17 protein-coding genes and 1 riboswitch are annotated in these 14,572 nt (G+C 73.4%); of the genes, 11 read left to right on the top strand and 6 right to left on the bottom strand.

Going from position 1 to position 14,572, the window contains the following annotated elements; genetic code table 11:
- Window positions 1-4: 4 nt before the first annotated feature.
- Window positions 5-143, bottom strand: a riboswitch (cobalamin riboswitch).
- 122 nt (window positions 144-265) lie between these two features.
- The 3 genes from E5083_RS10330 to E5083_RS10320 form a co-directional block, all read right to left on the bottom strand.
- The gene (locus E5083_RS10330; RefSeq protein ID WP_030815516.1) at window positions 266-487 is read right to left on the bottom strand and encodes a hypothetical protein; all 222 of its coding nucleotides are present in this window, start codon (window positions 485-487) and stop codon (window positions 266-268) included.
- 27 nt (window positions 488-514) lie between these two features.
- A complete protein-coding gene (locus E5083_RS10325; RefSeq protein ID WP_135785357.1) occupies window positions 515-1,780 on the bottom strand; it encodes an inorganic phosphate transporter in 1,266 nt (421 codons plus the stop codon).
- Between the two features lie 141 nt (window positions 1,781-1,921).
- Window positions 1,922-2,689 (bottom strand): lysozyme, encoded by a 768-nt coding sequence (locus E5083_RS10320; RefSeq protein ID WP_135785959.1) that lies wholly within the window; start codon window positions 2,687-2,689, stop codon window positions 1,922-1,924.
- 169 nt (window positions 2,690-2,858) lie between these two features.
- Here E5083_RS10320 and E5083_RS10315 point away from each other — a divergent pair, with 169 nt between their 5' ends.
- The 3 genes from E5083_RS10315 to E5083_RS10305 all read left to right on the top strand — a co-directional run bounded on the left by E5083_RS10315 (window position 2,859) and on the right by E5083_RS10305 (window position 6,495).
- Window positions 2,859-3,524, top strand: a complete 666-nt coding sequence (locus tag E5083_RS10315) for a class II aldolase/adducin family protein (RefSeq protein ID WP_135785356.1) — start codon at window positions 2,859-2,861, stop codon at window positions 3,522-3,524.
- Between the two features lie 50 nt (window positions 3,525-3,574).
- A complete protein-coding gene (locus E5083_RS10310) occupies window positions 3,575-4,696 on the top strand; it encodes an alpha/beta hydrolase (RefSeq protein WP_135785355.1) in 1,122 nt (373 codons plus the stop codon).
- A gap of 395 nt (window positions 4,697-5,091) precedes the next feature.
- Window positions 5,092-6,495, top strand: a complete 1,404-nt coding sequence (locus E5083_RS10305; protein ID WP_167513511.1) for a hypothetical protein — start codon at window positions 5,092-5,094, stop codon at window positions 6,493-6,495.
- A gap of 29 nt (window positions 6,496-6,524) precedes the next feature.
- Here the strand turns inward: E5083_RS10305 and E5083_RS10300 are convergent, their stop codons facing one another.
- Window positions 6,525-6,944, bottom strand: a complete 420-nt coding sequence (locus E5083_RS10300) for a VOC family protein (protein WP_135785353.1) — start codon at window positions 6,942-6,944, stop codon at window positions 6,525-6,527.
- Between the two features lie 86 nt (window positions 6,945-7,030).
- Entirely contained in the window at window positions 7,031-7,918 is an 888-nt protein-coding gene (ypfJ, locus tag E5083_RS10295; RefSeq protein ID WP_135785352.1) for a KPN_02809 family neutral zinc metallopeptidase, read from the bottom strand.
- A gap of 255 nt (window positions 7,919-8,173) precedes the next feature.
- On the opposite strand from ypfJ, the gene abc-f reads away from it, so the two are divergent.
- The 3 genes from abc-f (at window position 8,174) to E5083_RS10280 (ending at window position 11,281) form a co-directional block, all read left to right on the top strand.
- A complete protein-coding gene (gene abc-f / locus E5083_RS10290; protein ID WP_135785958.1) occupies window positions 8,174-9,772 on the top strand; it encodes a ribosomal protection-like ABC-F family protein in 1,599 nt (532 codons plus the stop codon).
- A 354-nt stretch (window positions 9,773-10,126) separates the two neighbouring features.
- On the top strand, window positions 10,127-10,348 hold the full coding sequence (locus E5083_RS10285) for a helix-turn-helix domain-containing protein (protein WP_004002281.1): 222 nt from the start codon (window positions 10,127-10,129) through the stop codon (window positions 10,346-10,348).
- Between the two features lie 129 nt (window positions 10,349-10,477).
- Complete coding sequence (locus tag E5083_RS10280; RefSeq protein WP_135785351.1) at window positions 10,478-11,281, top strand: enoyl-CoA hydratase/isomerase family protein; 804 nt, start codon at window positions 10,478-10,480, stop codon at window positions 11,279-11,281.
- Window positions 11,282-11,295: 14 nt separating this feature from the next.
- Here the strand turns inward: E5083_RS10280 and E5083_RS10275 are convergent, their stop codons facing one another.
- Window positions 11,296-12,012: a nucleopolyhedrovirus P10 family protein gene (locus tag E5083_RS10275; RefSeq protein ID WP_135785350.1), complete on the bottom strand. Its 717-nt coding sequence runs from the start codon at window positions 12,010-12,012 to the stop codon at window positions 11,296-11,298.
- A 98-nt stretch (window positions 12,013-12,110) separates the two neighbouring features.
- Here E5083_RS10275 and E5083_RS10270 point away from each other — a divergent pair, with 98 nt between their 5' ends.
- From E5083_RS10270 to amaP, 5 genes are all read left to right on the top strand, one after another.
- Window positions 12,111-12,575, top strand: a complete 465-nt coding sequence (locus tag E5083_RS10270; protein ID WP_425276719.1) for an Asp23/Gls24 family envelope stress response protein — start codon at window positions 12,111-12,113, stop codon at window positions 12,573-12,575.
- An 84-nt stretch (window positions 12,576-12,659) separates the two neighbouring features.
- Complete coding sequence (locus tag E5083_RS10265) at window positions 12,660-12,890, top strand: hypothetical protein (protein WP_135785348.1); 231 nt, start codon at window positions 12,660-12,662, stop codon at window positions 12,888-12,890.
- A 5-nt stretch (window positions 12,891-12,895) separates the two neighbouring features.
- Window positions 12,896-13,303 carry a hypothetical protein gene (locus E5083_RS10260; RefSeq protein ID WP_135785347.1) on the top strand — a complete coding sequence of 136 codons (408 nt, stop codon included), beginning with the start codon at window positions 12,896-12,898 and terminating at the stop codon, window positions 13,301-13,303.
- Window positions 13,300-13,983, top strand: a complete 684-nt coding sequence (locus tag E5083_RS10255; protein ID WP_135785346.1) for a DUF6286 domain-containing protein — start codon at window positions 13,300-13,302, stop codon at window positions 13,981-13,983. Before E5083_RS10260 ends, E5083_RS10255 begins: the two co-directional genes overlap by 4 nt.
- Window positions 13,980-14,570 carry an alkaline shock response membrane anchor protein AmaP gene (amaP, locus tag E5083_RS10250; RefSeq protein ID WP_425276713.1) on the top strand — a complete coding sequence of 197 codons (591 nt, stop codon included), beginning with the start codon at window positions 13,980-13,982 and terminating at the stop codon, window positions 14,568-14,570. The genes E5083_RS10255 and amaP overlap by 4 nt, the downstream gene beginning before the upstream one ends.
- Window positions 14,571-14,572: the final 2 nt, after the last annotated feature.

The raw sequence follows: 14,572 nt of genomic DNA, 5'->3' as shown, positions 1-14,572 counted from the left end.
TGGTTCGACGAGACCGGCGACGAGAGTTCCTGGCTCCCGGGGACTTCTCCCCGGTGACAGTGGCGGGACCGCGCCGGATTCGCACCGGCTTCCTCTGCTGTCGCCGTACATGGCCCGCGAAGTCCACCACGTGCCCGGAAGGGCCGTCAACCTGCCTGTGACCTGCGGGAGAAGAGTGTGTGGAGCCCCACACCGGCACCGGTGGGAACAGCGGAGGGCCCCCGCGCGGCATGTGCCGTGCGGGGGCCCTCCGGAAGTGCGGGTGCTAGGCGACGATCAGGTAGAAGCCGTACGCCACCGCCGCCGCGCAGGCGGCGAAGCAGGCGTAGGCGCCGGTCACCGCGAGCGGGGCCGAGCCGCCGGTGGCCACCGCGCGCTCGCGGCGGGCCAGCCCGCTGACGCCGAGGGTGAACAGGCCCACCAGGGCCACCGTGACCACGAGGCTGACGCCGAAGACGGAGCCGAGGGCCGCCCAGTCGATCTTCATGGGGATGTTCCTCCAGTTGCCGGGTGGTCAGACCCGGGCGGACGGCGCGGTGGTGGCGGGGGTGGGCTCGGTCGTACGGGACTCGGCGGTGGCGGCCGGGATGGTGGCCGTCAGGTCGTCCGCGACGATGCCCACGGGGGGCGGGGTGACCATGGCCATCGCGGTGGTCACCACACCGGCCGGCTCGGTGTACTCCTCGGCGGTGACGTGGGTGTGGTCGATGACCTCGCGGCGGGAGATCTTCCAGATGGCGAAGCTGGAGCCGGCCAGGAAGAGCGCGACCAGCGCGGTGCCCCAGTCGCCCAGGCCGGTCACGGCCTCGGCGCCCGCGCCGACCAGCGCGGCGGCCGGCAGGGTCAGCGCCCAGGCGACGAACATCCGGGTCGCGGTGGACCAGCGGACCACTCCGCCCTTGCGGCCGAGGCCCGCGCCCATCACCGAGCCGGAGACGACGTGGGTGGTGGAGAGGGAGAAGCCGAGGTGGGAGGAGGCCAGGATCGCGGTCGCGGCGCTGGTCTGCGCGGCGAAGCCCTGACGGGGCTCCAGGTCGGTCAGACCCTTGCCCATGGTGCGGATGATGCGCCAGCCGCCGATGTAGGTGCCGAGCGCGATGGCCAGGCCGGCGGAGAGGATCACCCAGGTGGGAGGGTTGGCACCGGGGGAGAGGGCGCCGCCCGCGATCAGCGCGAGGGTGATGATGCCCATGGTCTTCTGCGCGTCGTTGGTGCCGTGCGCGAGGGAGACCAGGCCGGCCGAGGCGATCTGGCCGGCGCGGTAGCCCTTGCGGGTCGCGGGGGTGTCGCCGTCCCGGCCGATGCCGTAGGAGAGGCGGGTGGCGAGCATCGTGGCGAGGCCCGCCACGATCGGCGCGGCCACCGCCGGGAGCAGCACCTTGGTCACCAGCGCGTCACCGTGGACCGCGCCGAAGCCCGCCGAGGCGACGGTGGCACCGACGAGGCCGCCCATCAGGGCGTGCGAGGAGCTGGACGGCAGGCCCACCAGCCAGGTCAGCAGGTTCCAGAGGATCGCGCCGGTCAGGGCCGCGAAGATGACCTCGGGACGGATGCCGGTCTCGTCGACGAGACCCTTGGAGATCGTGTTGGCGACCTCCACCGAGAGGAAAGCGCCCACCAGGTTGAGCGCGGCGGACATGGCCACCGCGACCTTGGGCTTGAGAGCGCCGGTCGAGATGGTGGTGGCCATCGCGTTGGCGGTGTCGTGGAAACCGTTCGTGAAATCGAACGCGAGTGCGGTTATCACCACTATCGCGAGGATCAGCGAGAAGCTTTCCATTTACCCAGGCAATCGTTCGAAGTCGTTGGCGGGTTGAACGTAGGCAACCTGGGTGAACGGAAGGTGAACTGGGACGGGCGCCTTGGTGCCGGAAGCGGGACCCCGGATTCCGGGGGCTTCGGGGGGCCTTGCGGGGCCTGTTCAGCGCCCGCGCGCGAAGGCCCGCAGCCGGGTGGTGGAGCCGCCGAAGAGATCCTGGTCACCCGGCAGTTTTCCCTTGGTGCCGTGCTGCCAGAACGTCCAGTACCGCCAGCCGCCGGGCAGCCTGCCGGGGCCGGAGGAACCGTGGCTCGCGATCCACAGCGCGTGGTCGGCGGCGAAGGCGCGGCTGTTGCCGGTGCAGGCGGTCCACCAGTTGGTGGTGGTGTAGATGACCGGGCGGCGGCCGGTCTCCCGGCGCACCTCGTCGCTGAAGGACCTGATCCAGCGCACCATCCGCGTCCGGCTCAGCCCGTAGCACTTGTGGTGCTTGTCGTACGGGTTGTACTCGATGTCCAGCGCGGGCGGCAGTGTCACCCCGTCCGCCTGCCAGTCACCGCCGTGCCGGACGAAGTACGCGGCCTGCGCGGCGCCGGAGGAACGGTTCGGCAGGGCGAAGTGGTACGCGCCCCGGATCAGGCCGGCCCGGCGGGCGCCGTCGTACTGGCCGGTGAAGTAGGGGTTGCGATAGCTCGTGGCCTCGGTCGCCTTGACGTACGCGAACCGGGCGCCCTTGGCGCGGGCCGCGTACCAGTCGACGCGCCTCTGGTGCGAGGAGACGTCGTGGCCCTTGGGCTGGGTCCGGCGCAGTTCGGGCTTCGCGGCCACGGGGGCGTGGGCGGCGGTGAGGGCCCCGGTGAGGGTGAGGGCCGTCAGGGCCGCCGCGAGGACGCCCGCGCGGCGACGGGTTGATGAGCGGTCACGGGCCATGCGGTCCCCCGGCGAGACGTGGTCCAGCGGCAAGAGGGATCAGTGAATGCCGGAGGTTCGTCAGAAGTGTGACTATTTCTGGCGTTTCCGGTCGGTTTCGCTCGTTCGGCGGCGCGTGGAGGGGGCCGAAGCGGGCACACGGGCGGCCGCCTGCTGGCAGGATCGCGGCATGGCGGAGCAACGGCGGGACGCGGACGGCGACGAGGCGCGGGCCTGGGACGAGCTGGTGGCCACCGCCCGGCGGACCGTCGCCGACGGACTGGTCGTCGGCACCTCCGGCAACGTCTCCGTACGGGTGGGCGACACGGTTCTGGTCACCCCCTCGGGCGTGCCCTACGACCGGCTCACCCCGGCCGACGTCACCGGCGTCGACCTCTCCGGCCGCCAGGTGCTCGGGACCCTGGTGCCGACCAGCGAACTCCCCCTGCACCTCGCGGTGTACCGCAGCACCGACGCCCACGCGATCGTCCACACCCACGCCGTGCACGCCACCGCCGTCTCCACCCTGGTCACCGAGCTGCCCGCCATCCACTACATGACCGGCGCCCTCGGCGGTCCCGTACGGGTCGCCCCCTACGCCCCCTACGGCACCCCCGAACTCGCCGCCCACGCGCTCCGGGCCCTCGACGACCGCTCCGGCTGTTTGCTGCGGAACCACGGCACCCTCACCTACGGGGACACCCTGGACCGCGCCTACGACCGCACCGCCCAACTGGAGTGGATGTGCCGCGTCTGGCTCACCGCGTCCTCGGTGCCGGGCCTGAGCCCCTCGCTGCTCACGGAGGCGGAACTGGCGGAGGCGGGGGAGCGGCTGCGGGGGTACGGGCAGCGCTGAGCGCCGGTGCTCCACTGGCCGGGACCCGCCCGTCCCGTGACACTGGACGCGTGCGCAAAGTCCACGTAGTCGCCGCCGCCATCGGTGCCGTGCTGGCCGCGGGCGCCGCTTCCGTGGCCGTCGGAAGGCTGGCCAGCGGAGCCGCGCTGAAGCTGCCGCCCGGCCGCCCGCTGCCCACCGAACCCCGGCTCACCGTGCACGGTCTGGAGGGGGGCAGGATCACCCTCACCCGTGACCTCGCCTCCCGGCGCCCCGGCGTCTACGGCCTCGCGGGCAACGGCTCGCACGCCGTCGTCGGAGAGGTGCTGGAGGGGGCAGAACAGAGCCCGGACACCGTCGTCCGCCGTCTCGAACGCCTCACCCACGGCGCCTTCGCCCCCGGCGACCCGGCCTGGCTCACGCCCAACGCCTACGTGGGCGACCCCGGCTCCGCCCTCGGCCTGGAGTACGCCGACATCGACATCCCCGGCGAACTCGGCCCGCTCCCCGCCTGGTTCGTGCCCGGCCCCCGGGACACCTGGGTGATCGCCGTACACGGCCTGGGCACCACCCGCGAGCAGACCCTCAACGTCATGGGGATGCTGCACGCCCTCGGCCTGCCCGTCCTCGCCCTCGCCTACCGGGGCGACATCGGCGCCCCGCGCTCCCCGGACGGCCTGAGCCACCTCGGCGAGACCGAGTGGCGGGACGTGGACGCGGCGATCCGGTACGCCGTCCGCTACGGCGCCCGCCGGGTCGTCCTCCTCGGCTGGTCCACCGGGGCCACCATGGCCCTGCGCGCCGCCGAACGCTCCTCCGTACGGGACCGGATCGCCGGGCTGATCCTCGACTCGCCCGTCCTCGGCTGGGAGACCACCCTGCGCGCCCTGGCCCACGCCCGGCACGTCCCCGGCCCCCTGCTGCCCCTCGCGGTACGTGCCGCCCAGGGCCGGGCCGGCATGCGCACCGCCCGGCACGCCGTGGCCGTCGAACCCCTCAAGGTCCCCACCCTGATCATCCACGGCCCCGACGACAAGGTCGCCCCCTGGGCCGACTCCCGCCGCCTCGCCGCCCGCCAGCCCGGCCTCATATCCCTCCACCCCGTCCCCAAGGCCCCCCACGCCGCCATGTGGAACACCGACCCCACCCCGTACGAAGACCTCCTCCGCCGCTTTCTGACTCCGTTGCTGTAGCGGCCCGGCGGCATCAGCCCCAGGACCTCACCGCAGGCGGTCCCCCCGGCTCGCCCGCCGTTCCCGTGTTCCGGGTGGCATCCCGCCCACCCCCGCGAGGCCCCACGTCGGCCCGCCGAGTCGACCTGCCACTCCGGCCTCCGCCACTCCGGCCGACGCTCCCCACCGTTCCGCCTCCGGGCCTCCGCCGTCGGCTTCCGGTCCCTGGCCCGGAGCCTCGGTTCCCGGAGGGTCTTTTCCGCGGGGCCCCGGCCCGACAGGACCAGCCCCGGCCGCACACCCCCGCCCCCGGCGGAGCACCTCGCCCCCGGCCGGAGGCCCGGTTCTGGCCCTCTCTGTTGCCGCGTGTGACTTCCCGTTTGGGTTTTCGGACCGTCAACCGGAAGACTGCACCCGTGACGTCCCGTATCCCGCGCGACTCCAGGCTTCGACTCGTCCGACCGCGACCCCTGGCCGCCGCCCCCAGAGCTGTGAACCAGCGGCGCACGCGCCGCGCCGCGCCCCGGCCGCCCGAGGGGACGCCGGCCCCCGCCGAACTGGCGAGACTCGCCCGGACCGTCCTCGCCGGGGCGGTCCGGGTGGCCCGGTGGGCCGACCTCGCCCTGGGACCCGGCAGCGACGCCGGCACCGCCGACGGCAAGGCCACCCTCTCCGACGCGACCGCCGAGCGCGCCGCCGCCGACCTCGGCCTCACCCCCGCGCAGATCCGCGCCGACTGGGACACCGCCCGCCTCTCCGGCCTGGTCGAGGTGCACGGCGACAGCGCCCGCCCCAGTTGGCGCCTGCGCGCCTGGGACCGGGACGACAGCGCCGTACTGCGCGGCTGGGTCGCCCTCTTCGACGCCTGGTCGCTGGCCTGCCCCGAGCCCAGCGGGCAGGAGCCGGCCACGGTCGCCGAGGTCGTCTCCGCCATGCCCCAGGTCCTCTCCTTCCTCCAGCTCTCCGCAGGGCCCGTCCCGGCGGAGCAGTTGCTCGACCTGCTCCAGCAGCGGGTCACCGAACTGCGCACCGAACGCTGCGAGGTCACCTACGCCCCCGGCGCCGTCGAGGCCCCCGTCCTCACCGCGCCCGCCCCGGACGTCCCCCTCGCCCCCCTCCTGGACTGGGCCGTGGAAGCGCTCGCGGCGGTCGGCGCGCTCACCCACGGCGACGGCCACGCCACCCTCACCCCGCTCGGAAGCTGGGCGGTCTGGGTCAAGCTGGAGCAGATCTGCGTCGCCGCGCAGAGCCCCGCCGGGAACATCGAGCAGTCCGCCGAGGACATGCTGCGCGGCTGCGCCCAGCTCCGCCCCAACGCCGCCCGCGCCGAGTACCGCGCCTGGCTCGCCGCCCGCACCGTCGGCGGAGCCGTCGGCCAGCTCCTGGACGCCGCCCGGGGCGACGACGCCCTGCTGCGCGGCCTCGCCTTCGAGGCGCTCCGCGTGGTCGGCGCCCCCGCCGAGCACGAGGTCCGCGCCGTCGTCGCGGAGCCCGCGCTGCGCCCCTACGCCCTGCTGTGGCTCGCCGAGTACGACGGCGTCGACCCGGAGGACGCCCACGAGGTCCTCACCCGCGAGGAAGCCACCTGGCTCTGGGTCGACACCGCCGCCGCCGTCGCCGACCACGGCGAGACCGACATGCTCGTCCGGCACCTCGAGGCGGCGGTGCAGCCCACCGTCCCCGCCCTGCTGGAGGAGGTCCGGTCCGTGGGCCACCCCCGCACCGTGCAGGTCCTGGTCGCGCTCGCCGCCGCCCACCCCGACCCCGCCCTCGCCAAGGCCGTGCGCCGGGCCGCCTTCCAGGTGCACACCGGAGGCTGAGCAGGGCCCTGCCGGACGCCCCCGCCGCTTCAGGACGGCAGCGCGGGGGCGTACGTGCCGAAGCTCCAGACGTTGCCCTCGGCGTCCCGCGCCATGTAGTCCCGCGAGCCGTAGTCCTGGTCGGTCGGGGGCATCAGGATCTCCACCCCGTGCTCCACCGCACGCCGGTGATGGGCGTCCACGTCGGCCGCGTCGTCCAGGACCACGTACACCCCCGCCCGGCCCCCGCCCCTCATCGCCTCGTCGAAGGCACCGCCGCGCCCCATGGACCCCAGCATCACCGCGCCGTTCCCCTGGGTCAGCTCGGCGTGCAGCACCGTGCCGTCCTCCGACTCGTACACCGCCAGCTCGGTGAAGCCCAGCGCCCGCGTGAGCTGCGCGATCGCCGCCCGCGCGTCCGCGTACAGCAGCGTCGGGTACACGCTGGGGCGCCCACTGGTGTCCGCCATGCCGATCACTCCCTTGTGAACGGTTCCGTCCCGCTTCGTCCCCTCAGTCTGGCAGCCCCCACTGACAATGCCTCAGGCCGAGCGCCTCAGCCGAACGTGTTGCACCGGTCCGGATCGCCCGTCCGGTACCCCTGGTCGAACCACTGCTGGCGCTGCAGCGAGGACCCGTGCGTCCAGGTCTCCGGGGTGACCTTCCCCTGGAACTCCTCCTGGATACGGTCGTCGCCCACGGCCGCCGCCGCGTTCAGCCCGTCCTTGATGTCCGCCGGGGTCAGCTCGGTGATCAGCGGCTTGCCCGACTCGGCCGGCGTCGTCGTCGCGTGGTGCGCCCACACCCCGGCATAGCAGTCCGCCTGGAGTTCGACCCGGACCGAGCTGCTGTTCTCGCCGGTCGTCCCGTCCTGGGTCCGGCCCAGCGTGCCCATCAGGTCCTGCACATGGTGGCCGTACTCGTGCGCGATCACATACGCCTGCGCGAACGGACCCCCGCTCGCCCCGAACTTGGTGCGCAGCTCGTCGAAGAAGTCCAGGTCCAGATAGACCCGCTGGTCACCGGGGCAGTAGAACGGCCCCACGGCCGCCGTCGCCGCCCCGCAGGCGGTACGGATCTGCCCGGTGAAGAAGTACGTCTCCGCCGGGGTGTACCGCTTCCCCTGCTGCCGGAACTCGCCCGACCAGTAGTCCTGCACGCTGTTGACCACCGCGACCGCCCGGCAGTCCTCACGGGTGTTCGCGTCCCGGCCGGTACGGCAGGACTGCTGGACCTCGCTCACCGAGGAGGGCTGGGCCGCGGACTCCTCACCGCCGGAGGAGAGCCCGAGCTGGTCCGGGCCGACGCCCAGGAACAGCGCCAGCAGCAGCCCGACCAGCCCGACGACACCGCCCCCGATCGTCGCCCGGCCGCCCGGCACCCGGCTCCCGCGCACGTCCCGCACCTCGGAGGTGTCCAGATTCGCGTCGTCGTCGAACTGCACAGCCCGTCACCTTCTGTCGGCTTCTGTCAGGTCCATCGGCTTCTGCGCGCTTCCGGCCGACCCGTCACACCCGTCGCCCGCAGCTCACGCGGCATATCTACCCCGCGAGCCCCCGCACCCCGCCACCCGAGGCAGGAAAAGGGCTTGCCCGCCCCCGTTAGACTGGCCCCATGGCCATTCTCCTCGCGCATTAGACGGCGGGAACGCCCTCGACAGCCGCCCATCCGTCAACCACGTACGCCCAGGAGTATGTCCGTGATCTCCGCCTCCGGTATCGAGCTGCGCGCCGGTGCGCGCGTCCTCATCGAGAACGCCACCTTCCGCATCGCCAAGGGCGACCGCATCGGCCTCGTCGGCCGCAACGGCGCGGGCAAGACCACCCTCACCAAGTGCCTCGCCGGTGACGGCATCCCGGCCGCCGGCACCATCACCCGCTCCGGCGAGGTCGGCTACCTCCCGCAGGACCCCCGCACCGGCGACCTCGACGTCCTCGGCCGCGACCGCATCCTCTCCGCCCGCGGCCTCGACGTACTGATCCGCAAGATGCGGGAGAACGAGCAGCGCATCGCCAACGGCTCCGGCGCCACCCGCGAGAAGGCCCTGCGCCAGTACGAGCGCCAGGAGACCGAGTTCCTCACCAAGGGCGGGTACTCCGCCGAGGCCGAGGCCGCGACCATCGCCGCCGCGCTGAACCTGCCCGACCGCGCGCTCAGCCAGCCGCTGCACACCCTCTCCGGTGGTCAGCGCCGCCGTATCGAGCTGGCCCGCATCCTGTTCTCGGACGCCGACACCCTGCTGCTCGACGAGCCGACCAACCACCTCGACGCCGACTCGATCGTCTGGCTGCGGGACTACCTCAAGACCTACCGCGGCGGCTTCATCGTGATCTCCCACGACGTCGACCTGGTCGAGACGGTGGTCAACAAGGTGTTCTACCTGGACGCCAACCGCTCCCAGATCGACGTCTACAACATGGGCTGGAAGCTCTACCAGCAGCAGCGCGAGGCCGACGAGAAGCGCCGCAGGCGCGAGCGGCAGAACGCCGAGAAGAAGGCCGCCGCCCTGCACTCGCAGGCCGACAAGATGCGCGCCAAGGCCACCAAGACGGTCGCCGCGCAGAACATGGCCAAGCGCGCCGACAAGCTGCTCTCCGGCCTGGAGGCCGTCCGCCAGTCCGACAAGGTCGCCAAGCTCCGCTTCCCCGAGCCCGCCCCCTGCGGCAAGACCCCGCTGATGGCGGAGGGCCTGTCGAAGTCGTACGGCTCGCTGGAGATCTTCACCGACGTCGACCTGGCCATCGACAAGGGCTCCCGCGTCGTCATCCTCGGCCTCAACGGCGCCGGCAAGACCACCCTGCTGCGCCTCCTCGGCGGCGCGGAGCAGCCCGACACCGGCTCGGTCGTCCCCGGCCACGGCCTCAAGCTCGGCTACTACGCCCAGGAGCACGAGACCCTGGACCCCGAGCGCACCGTCCTGGAGAACATGCGCTCGGCCGCGCCGGACCTGGACCTGGTCGAGGTCCGCAAGACGCTCGGCTCGTTCCTCTTCTCCGGCGACGACGTCGACAAGCCGGCCGGGGTCCTCTCCGGCGGCGAGAAGACCCGCCTGGCGCTGGCCACCCTGGTCGTCTCCTCGGCCAACGTGCTGCTGCTGGACGAGCCCACCAACAATCTCGACCCCGCCAGCCGCGAGGAGATCCTCGGCGCGCTGCGCACCTACAAGGGCGCCGTCGTCCTGGTCACCCACGACGAGGGCGCCGTGGAGGCGCTCCAGCCGGAGCGGATCATCCTGCTCCCGGACGGCGTGGAGGACCTGTGGGGCTCCGGTTACGCCGACCTGGTCGCCCTCGCCTGACCCTCGTAAGACCCCCGGCACGATCACTCGAACCGATCATTCGGCCCAGTGGTGATCCACCATCTGAGTGAGATCTCCTCATACCGAGGTGTGTCCTACACGGATTTCGCGGCCGGTCCCCCCGTACCCGAGCGGTACCGGGGGACCGGCCGTTCCGCGTCTCTGACCTGGGGCTTCCCGATTCCACCCGTTCGGCGGTACGCGCGCGCCGGGTCGGAATCGCTGATTCCGTATGTGCGGACCCGCTCCTGTCGTCACAACCTCGTCTCACGGACCTTGCCGAATGGGTGGCCAACCCGACGAGAAGGGGTGATCATGAGAAGACCAGAGCGCACTTCCCATGAGGAGGACCGGGTGGCCGAGACTCTGAAGAAGGGCAGCCGGGTTACCGGCGCCGCGCGCGACAAGCTCGCGGCAGACCTGAAGAAAAAGTACGACTCCGGTGCGAGCATCCGGGCGCTGGCCGAGGAGACCGGTCGCTCGTATGGCTTTGTGCACCGGATGCTCAGCGAGTCGGGCGTCACGCTCCGTGGGCGTGGCGGCGCGACGCGGGGCAAGAAGGCCGCGTCGTCCTGACTCCGGGCGGCCCATCGGCTTCGATGGTGGCCACCCGGTCGGTCCCCTGATCGTCCGGGTGGTTACTGTGCAGTCACTTCGCGGTGCCGTACGGCGCCGCGCGATGACCGCACCCACCGGAGGCGCCCCATGGCTTCGCCCGACCAGGACCTCGCTCCTGTACTCGACAAGGACGGCGTACGGCTCACCGTCGACGACGCGCTCGCCACGGTGACCCTGACCAACCCGGCCAAGCGCAACGCGCAGAGCCCCGCTCTGTGGCGGGCGCTGGCCGAGGCGGGCCGGGCGCTGCCGGGTTCCGTCCGCGTCGTCGTGCTGCGTGGCGAGGGCAAGTCCTTCTCCGCCGGTCTTGACCGCCAGATGTTCACGCCGGAGGGGATCGAGGGCGAGCCGACCTTCATCGATCTCGCGCGCCGTGACGACGCCGGGGTCGACTCCGCCATCGCCGCCTTCCAGGAGGCGTTCACCTGGTGGCGGCGCAATGACATCGTGTCCATCGCCGCCGTGCAAGGACACGCCATCGGCGCCGGCTTCCAGTTGGCTCTCGCCTGTGACCTGCGTGTCGTCGCCGACGACGTACAGTTCGCCATGCGCGAGACCAGCCTCGGCCTGGTCCCCGACCTCACCGGCACCCACCCGCTGGTCGGCCTCGTCGGCTACGCCCGCGCGCTGGAGATCTGTGTGACCGGCCGCTTCGTGCACGCCGAAGAGGCGGTCGTCTCCGGCCTCGCCAGCGTCGCCGTGCCCGCCGCCGAACTCGACGGCGCCGCCACCGACCTCGCCTCCGCCGTGCTGGCCGCGCCGCGCGACGCCGTCGTGGAGACCAAGGCGCTGCTGCGCGGTGCCGTCGGCCGCTCCTTCGACGAGCAGGTCGTCGCCGAGCGCGCCGCCCAGGCCCGCCGGCTGCGGGACCTCGCGGGCATCGGCGACTGAGCCCGCCCCGGCGCTCACTCCACGCCGGTCACCAGGACCGCCACCGTCGGGCGGTCCTCCAGCGTGTCCCGTACCGCCGCGCGCACCCGCTGGGCCACCTCGGTGGCCCGGTGCGCGGAGTCCGTGGCGATCTCCACGTACACATGCCGGTGCGGGAGGGCCGCGTCCGACTCGCGCCGCTGGACCCGGACCGCGTGCCCCCGGTCGCCGAAGGCGGCCGTCAGCCGGGTCACCCCGGCCACCGTGAGCACGGCCGCGGCCACTGCCGCCTCGTCCGGGTCGGTGGTCCGCTCGGCGTCCGGCGCCCGCTGCGCCTGAGGCGCCGGGGGCGGTTCGGCGGGCGGCTCCAGCAGGTCCGTCACGCGCAGGTCCACCTCCGTCACGGTGAGCCCGAGCCGGTCGGCCGCCGCCGTCAGCGCCTCCCGCAGCCGGTCCGCCGTCTCCGGCAGCGGCCGGGCGGCAGTCGCCGCGAAGTCCGCCGTCACCCGCAGGGGCCCCGGCCACAGCGCGCTCGGCGGGGCCGGTACGACCGGCTCGCTCACCTCGCGCGGATCGGCCGGACCGATCCGCAGCGTGCCCAGCCACGCCCCCGGCACCTCGGCCGCCGCCCCGGCCAGCACCGAGGCGGCCGCCCGTTCCGTCATCCACGCGCCGTCCCGGCTGCCGCCGAGCGGCAGCAGTCTGCCGGGCGCCAGTCGCTGCCGTACCGCCTGTGTCCAGTCCGCCGTCATTCCTCCACCCTGCCCTCTCCACGGCGCGCAACGGCGCAGGCGTGCTTACGGTGGTCGGAGAACGACGACCGAAAAGGGGAGCAGTGGCGATGAGCGAGATGGCAACCCATGGCGGCGACAACGAGCCGCAGACCTCGGCCCGCAGGCAGTCCCGGTCCGGCGGCGGCGACCCGGCGACCAGAGGCCGCACCACCATCGCGGACGGAGTCGTCGAGAAGATCGCCGGAATGGCGGCACGGGACGTGGAGGGCGTGCACGCCATGGGCAGCGGCCTCTCCCGCACCTTCGGCGCCGTGCGCGACCGGGTACCGGGCGGCGGCAAGGCCGTCACCCGAGGGGTGAAGGCCGAGGTCGGCGAGGTGCAGACCGCGCTCGACCTGGAGATCGTCGTGGAGTACGGCTACCCGATCGGTGATGTCTCCCGCGCGGTACGGGAGAACGTGATCGCCGCCGTGGAGCGGATGACCAGCCTCGAGGTCGTCGAGGTCAACATCGCGGTCAGCGACGTCCACCTCCCGGACGAGGAGGACGACGAGGAGCCGGAGCAGCCCCGTATTCAGTGAGTCGGGGGGTACTCGTAAAAGAGGCCGGACCGGCTGACATCACTCGGCCGGACGAGCCGACTCGCTTGAAGGAGCGCTGCAGAGATGAGCATGGCAGCAGTCGGCATGATCGCCGGAATGGCGCTGGGATTCGCCGGGTTCTACGGCGGGTTCGGAGCCTTCGTGCTGGTGGCGGCCCTCGGGGCCGTCGGATTCTTCGCCGGCCGCTTCATGGACGGTGAACTGGAACTCGGCGACTTCTTCCGCCGCCGGGACGACCGCCCGCGTGACGACCGGTTCCGCACCGGTGGCGACCGGCGCGACTGGCGCCGGTGACCGCGATGAGCACGGACACCGGCGCGGCGGCGCCGGCTGTCCCGGACCGCACCCCGCCGGGCGAGCGCGGGTTCACCCGGATCGCGGACCGGGTCGTCGCCAAGATCGCCGCGCGGGCCGCGCGCGAGGCAATCGCCCCGCTGCCGCGCGACCTCGGCCCGCCGCACGCCACGGTCAACGTCCGCCCCCGGGCCCGCGGCACCGGCCCGGTGGAGGACAGCCCCTTCGCCACGGCCCGGGTGCGGGTGGTGCTGGAGCTGGAGTACCCCGGTGACATCGGCGCGCGCTGCGCCGCCGTACGCCGCCGGGTCACCGAGCGGGTGGGCACGCTGGCCAACATGGAGGTGCCGCAGGTGGTCGTCGAGGTGGAGCGGCTGCGGCTGCCCGGTGAGCGTCAGGGGAGGACGGTATGAGCGAGCCGCCGCAGGACGCCACCCGGCCCATGCCCGTGGTCGACACCGAGAAGCACCCCGACACCGAGAAGCACCCCGGCACCGGCCGGCACCGTCCGCCGGCTGACGGGCAGCCCGCCCTCTCCCCGGACGCCCGCGGCAGCGGCCGCTTCTGGTCCGCCCGCCGCGTCCCCTCGGCGATCGTCGCCCTGCTCACCCTGGGCGGCGCCGGCCTGCTGCTGTACGACGTCGTGGCCGTGCGCACCGGGCACCCGGCGATGTACTGGCGCCGCGAACTCGCCCGCCAGTTGGCCGAGCGGCACCTCGACGACATCCCGGTGCTCGGGGGCGCCGCCTTCGTCACCGCCCTCGGCCTCTGGCTGATCCTCCTCGCGCTCACCCCCGGCCTGCGCAACCTGCTCCCCATGCTCCGCCCGCGCTACGACGTACGCGCCGCGCTCACCCGCGACGCCGCCGCCCAGGTGCTGCGGGACCGGGCCGTGGAGGTGTCCGGGGTGCGCGAGGCGCGGGTGAACATGCGCCGCCGCCGGGCCGACGTGCGGGTGATCTCGCACTTCCGGGACCCCGCCGAGGTGCGGAGCGACCTGGACACCGCGCTGGCCGGCGCCGTGACCGACCTCGGCATGGTCCGGCGCCCCAAGCTGTCGGTACGCCTCCGGGGACCCGGGAAGAAGGGATGAGGGGCATGCGTTCAGGAGCCGTCAACCGCGTTCTGCTGGCGCTCGCCGGACTGGTGCTGTTCGTGCTCGGCGGGTCGGTGCTGGCCGTCGGCCTCGGCGCGCCCTCGCCCTCCTGGTGGCCGCACTCCGGCCGGCACGACGTGCTGCTCAGCCGGGCCGAGCGCACCGCCTGGCGGGACCAGGACTGGTGGTGGCCCGCGCTGATCGCGCTGCTGGCCGTCCTGTTTCTCATCGGACTGTGGTGGCTGGTGTCGGTGCTGCGCAGGCACCGGCTCTCTGAGATCCTCGTCGACTCGGGCGACGGCACCGGCGCCCTGGTGCGCGGCGGCGCGCTGGAGTCCGCGGTGGCGGACGACGCGGCCCGCCGGCCGGGCGTGGCCGGGGCCGACGCCCGCCTGAGCGGCCGCCGTACGTCCCCCGCGCTGCGCGCCGGGCTCCGCCTGGAACCCGACGCGTCCCCGGCCGCCGCCCTGGCCGACTTCGCCGAGCGTCCGCTGGGCGCGGCCCGCGACTCGACGGGCATCGAGACCCTGCCCACCGTGGTGCGGCTGCGGAAGGTCCGGCACAAGCCGGACCGGGTGAGCTGACC

This window comes from Streptomyces bauhiniae (assembly GCF_004784475.1).
Taxonomy (GTDB): Bacteria; Actinomycetota; Actinomycetes; order Streptomycetales; family Streptomycetaceae; genus Streptomyces; species Streptomyces seoulensis.
The sequence above is the reverse complement of the archived record's forward strand: the minus strand, read 5'-3'. Positions and strand labels throughout refer to the sequence as shown.

What these genes read in the sequence shown, in the direction of transcription:
- E5083_RS10330 (WP_030815516.1), bottom strand. Translation starts at nt 487, where the DNA reads ATGAAGATCGACTGGGCGGCCCTCGGCTCCGTCTTCGGCGTCAGCCTC.
- E5083_RS10325 (WP_135785357.1), bottom strand. Translation starts at nt 1,780, where the DNA reads ATGGAAAGCTTCTCGCTGATCCTCGCGATAGTGGTGATAACCGCACTC.
- E5083_RS10320 (WP_135785959.1), bottom strand. Translation starts at nt 2,689, where the DNA reads ATGGCCCGTGACCGCTCATCAACCCGTCGCCGCGCGGGCGTCCTCGCG.
- E5083_RS10315 (WP_135785356.1), top strand. Translation starts at nt 2,859, where the DNA reads ATGGCGGAGCAACGGCGGGACGCGGACGGCGACGAGGCGCGGGCCTGG.
- E5083_RS10300 (WP_135785353.1), bottom strand. Translation starts at nt 6,944, where the DNA reads ATGGCGGACACCAGTGGGCGCCCCAGCGTGTACCCGACGCTGCTGTAC.
- E5083_RS10280 (WP_135785351.1), top strand. Translation starts at nt 10,478, where the DNA reads ATGGCTTCGCCCGACCAGGACCTCGCTCCTGTACTCGACAAGGACGGC.
- E5083_RS10275 (WP_135785350.1), bottom strand. Translation starts at nt 12,012, where the DNA reads ATGACGGCGGACTGGACACAGGCGGTACGGCAGCGACTGGCGCCCGGC.
- E5083_RS10270 (WP_425276719.1), top strand. Translation starts at nt 12,111, where the DNA reads ATGGCAACCCATGGCGGCGACAACGAGCCGCAGACCTCGGCCCGCAGG.
- E5083_RS10265 (WP_135785348.1), top strand. Translation starts at nt 12,660, where the DNA reads ATGAGCATGGCAGCAGTCGGCATGATCGCCGGAATGGCGCTGGGATTC.
- E5083_RS10260 (WP_135785347.1), top strand. Translation starts at nt 12,896, where the DNA reads ATGAGCACGGACACCGGCGCGGCGGCGCCGGCTGTCCCGGACCGCACC.
- E5083_RS10255 (WP_135785346.1), top strand. Translation starts at nt 13,300, where the DNA reads ATGAGCGAGCCGCCGCAGGACGCCACCCGGCCCATGCCCGTGGTCGAC.
- amaP (WP_425276713.1), top strand. Translation starts at nt 13,980, where the DNA reads ATGAGGGGCATGCGTTCAGGAGCCGTCAACCGCGTTCTGCTGGCGCTC.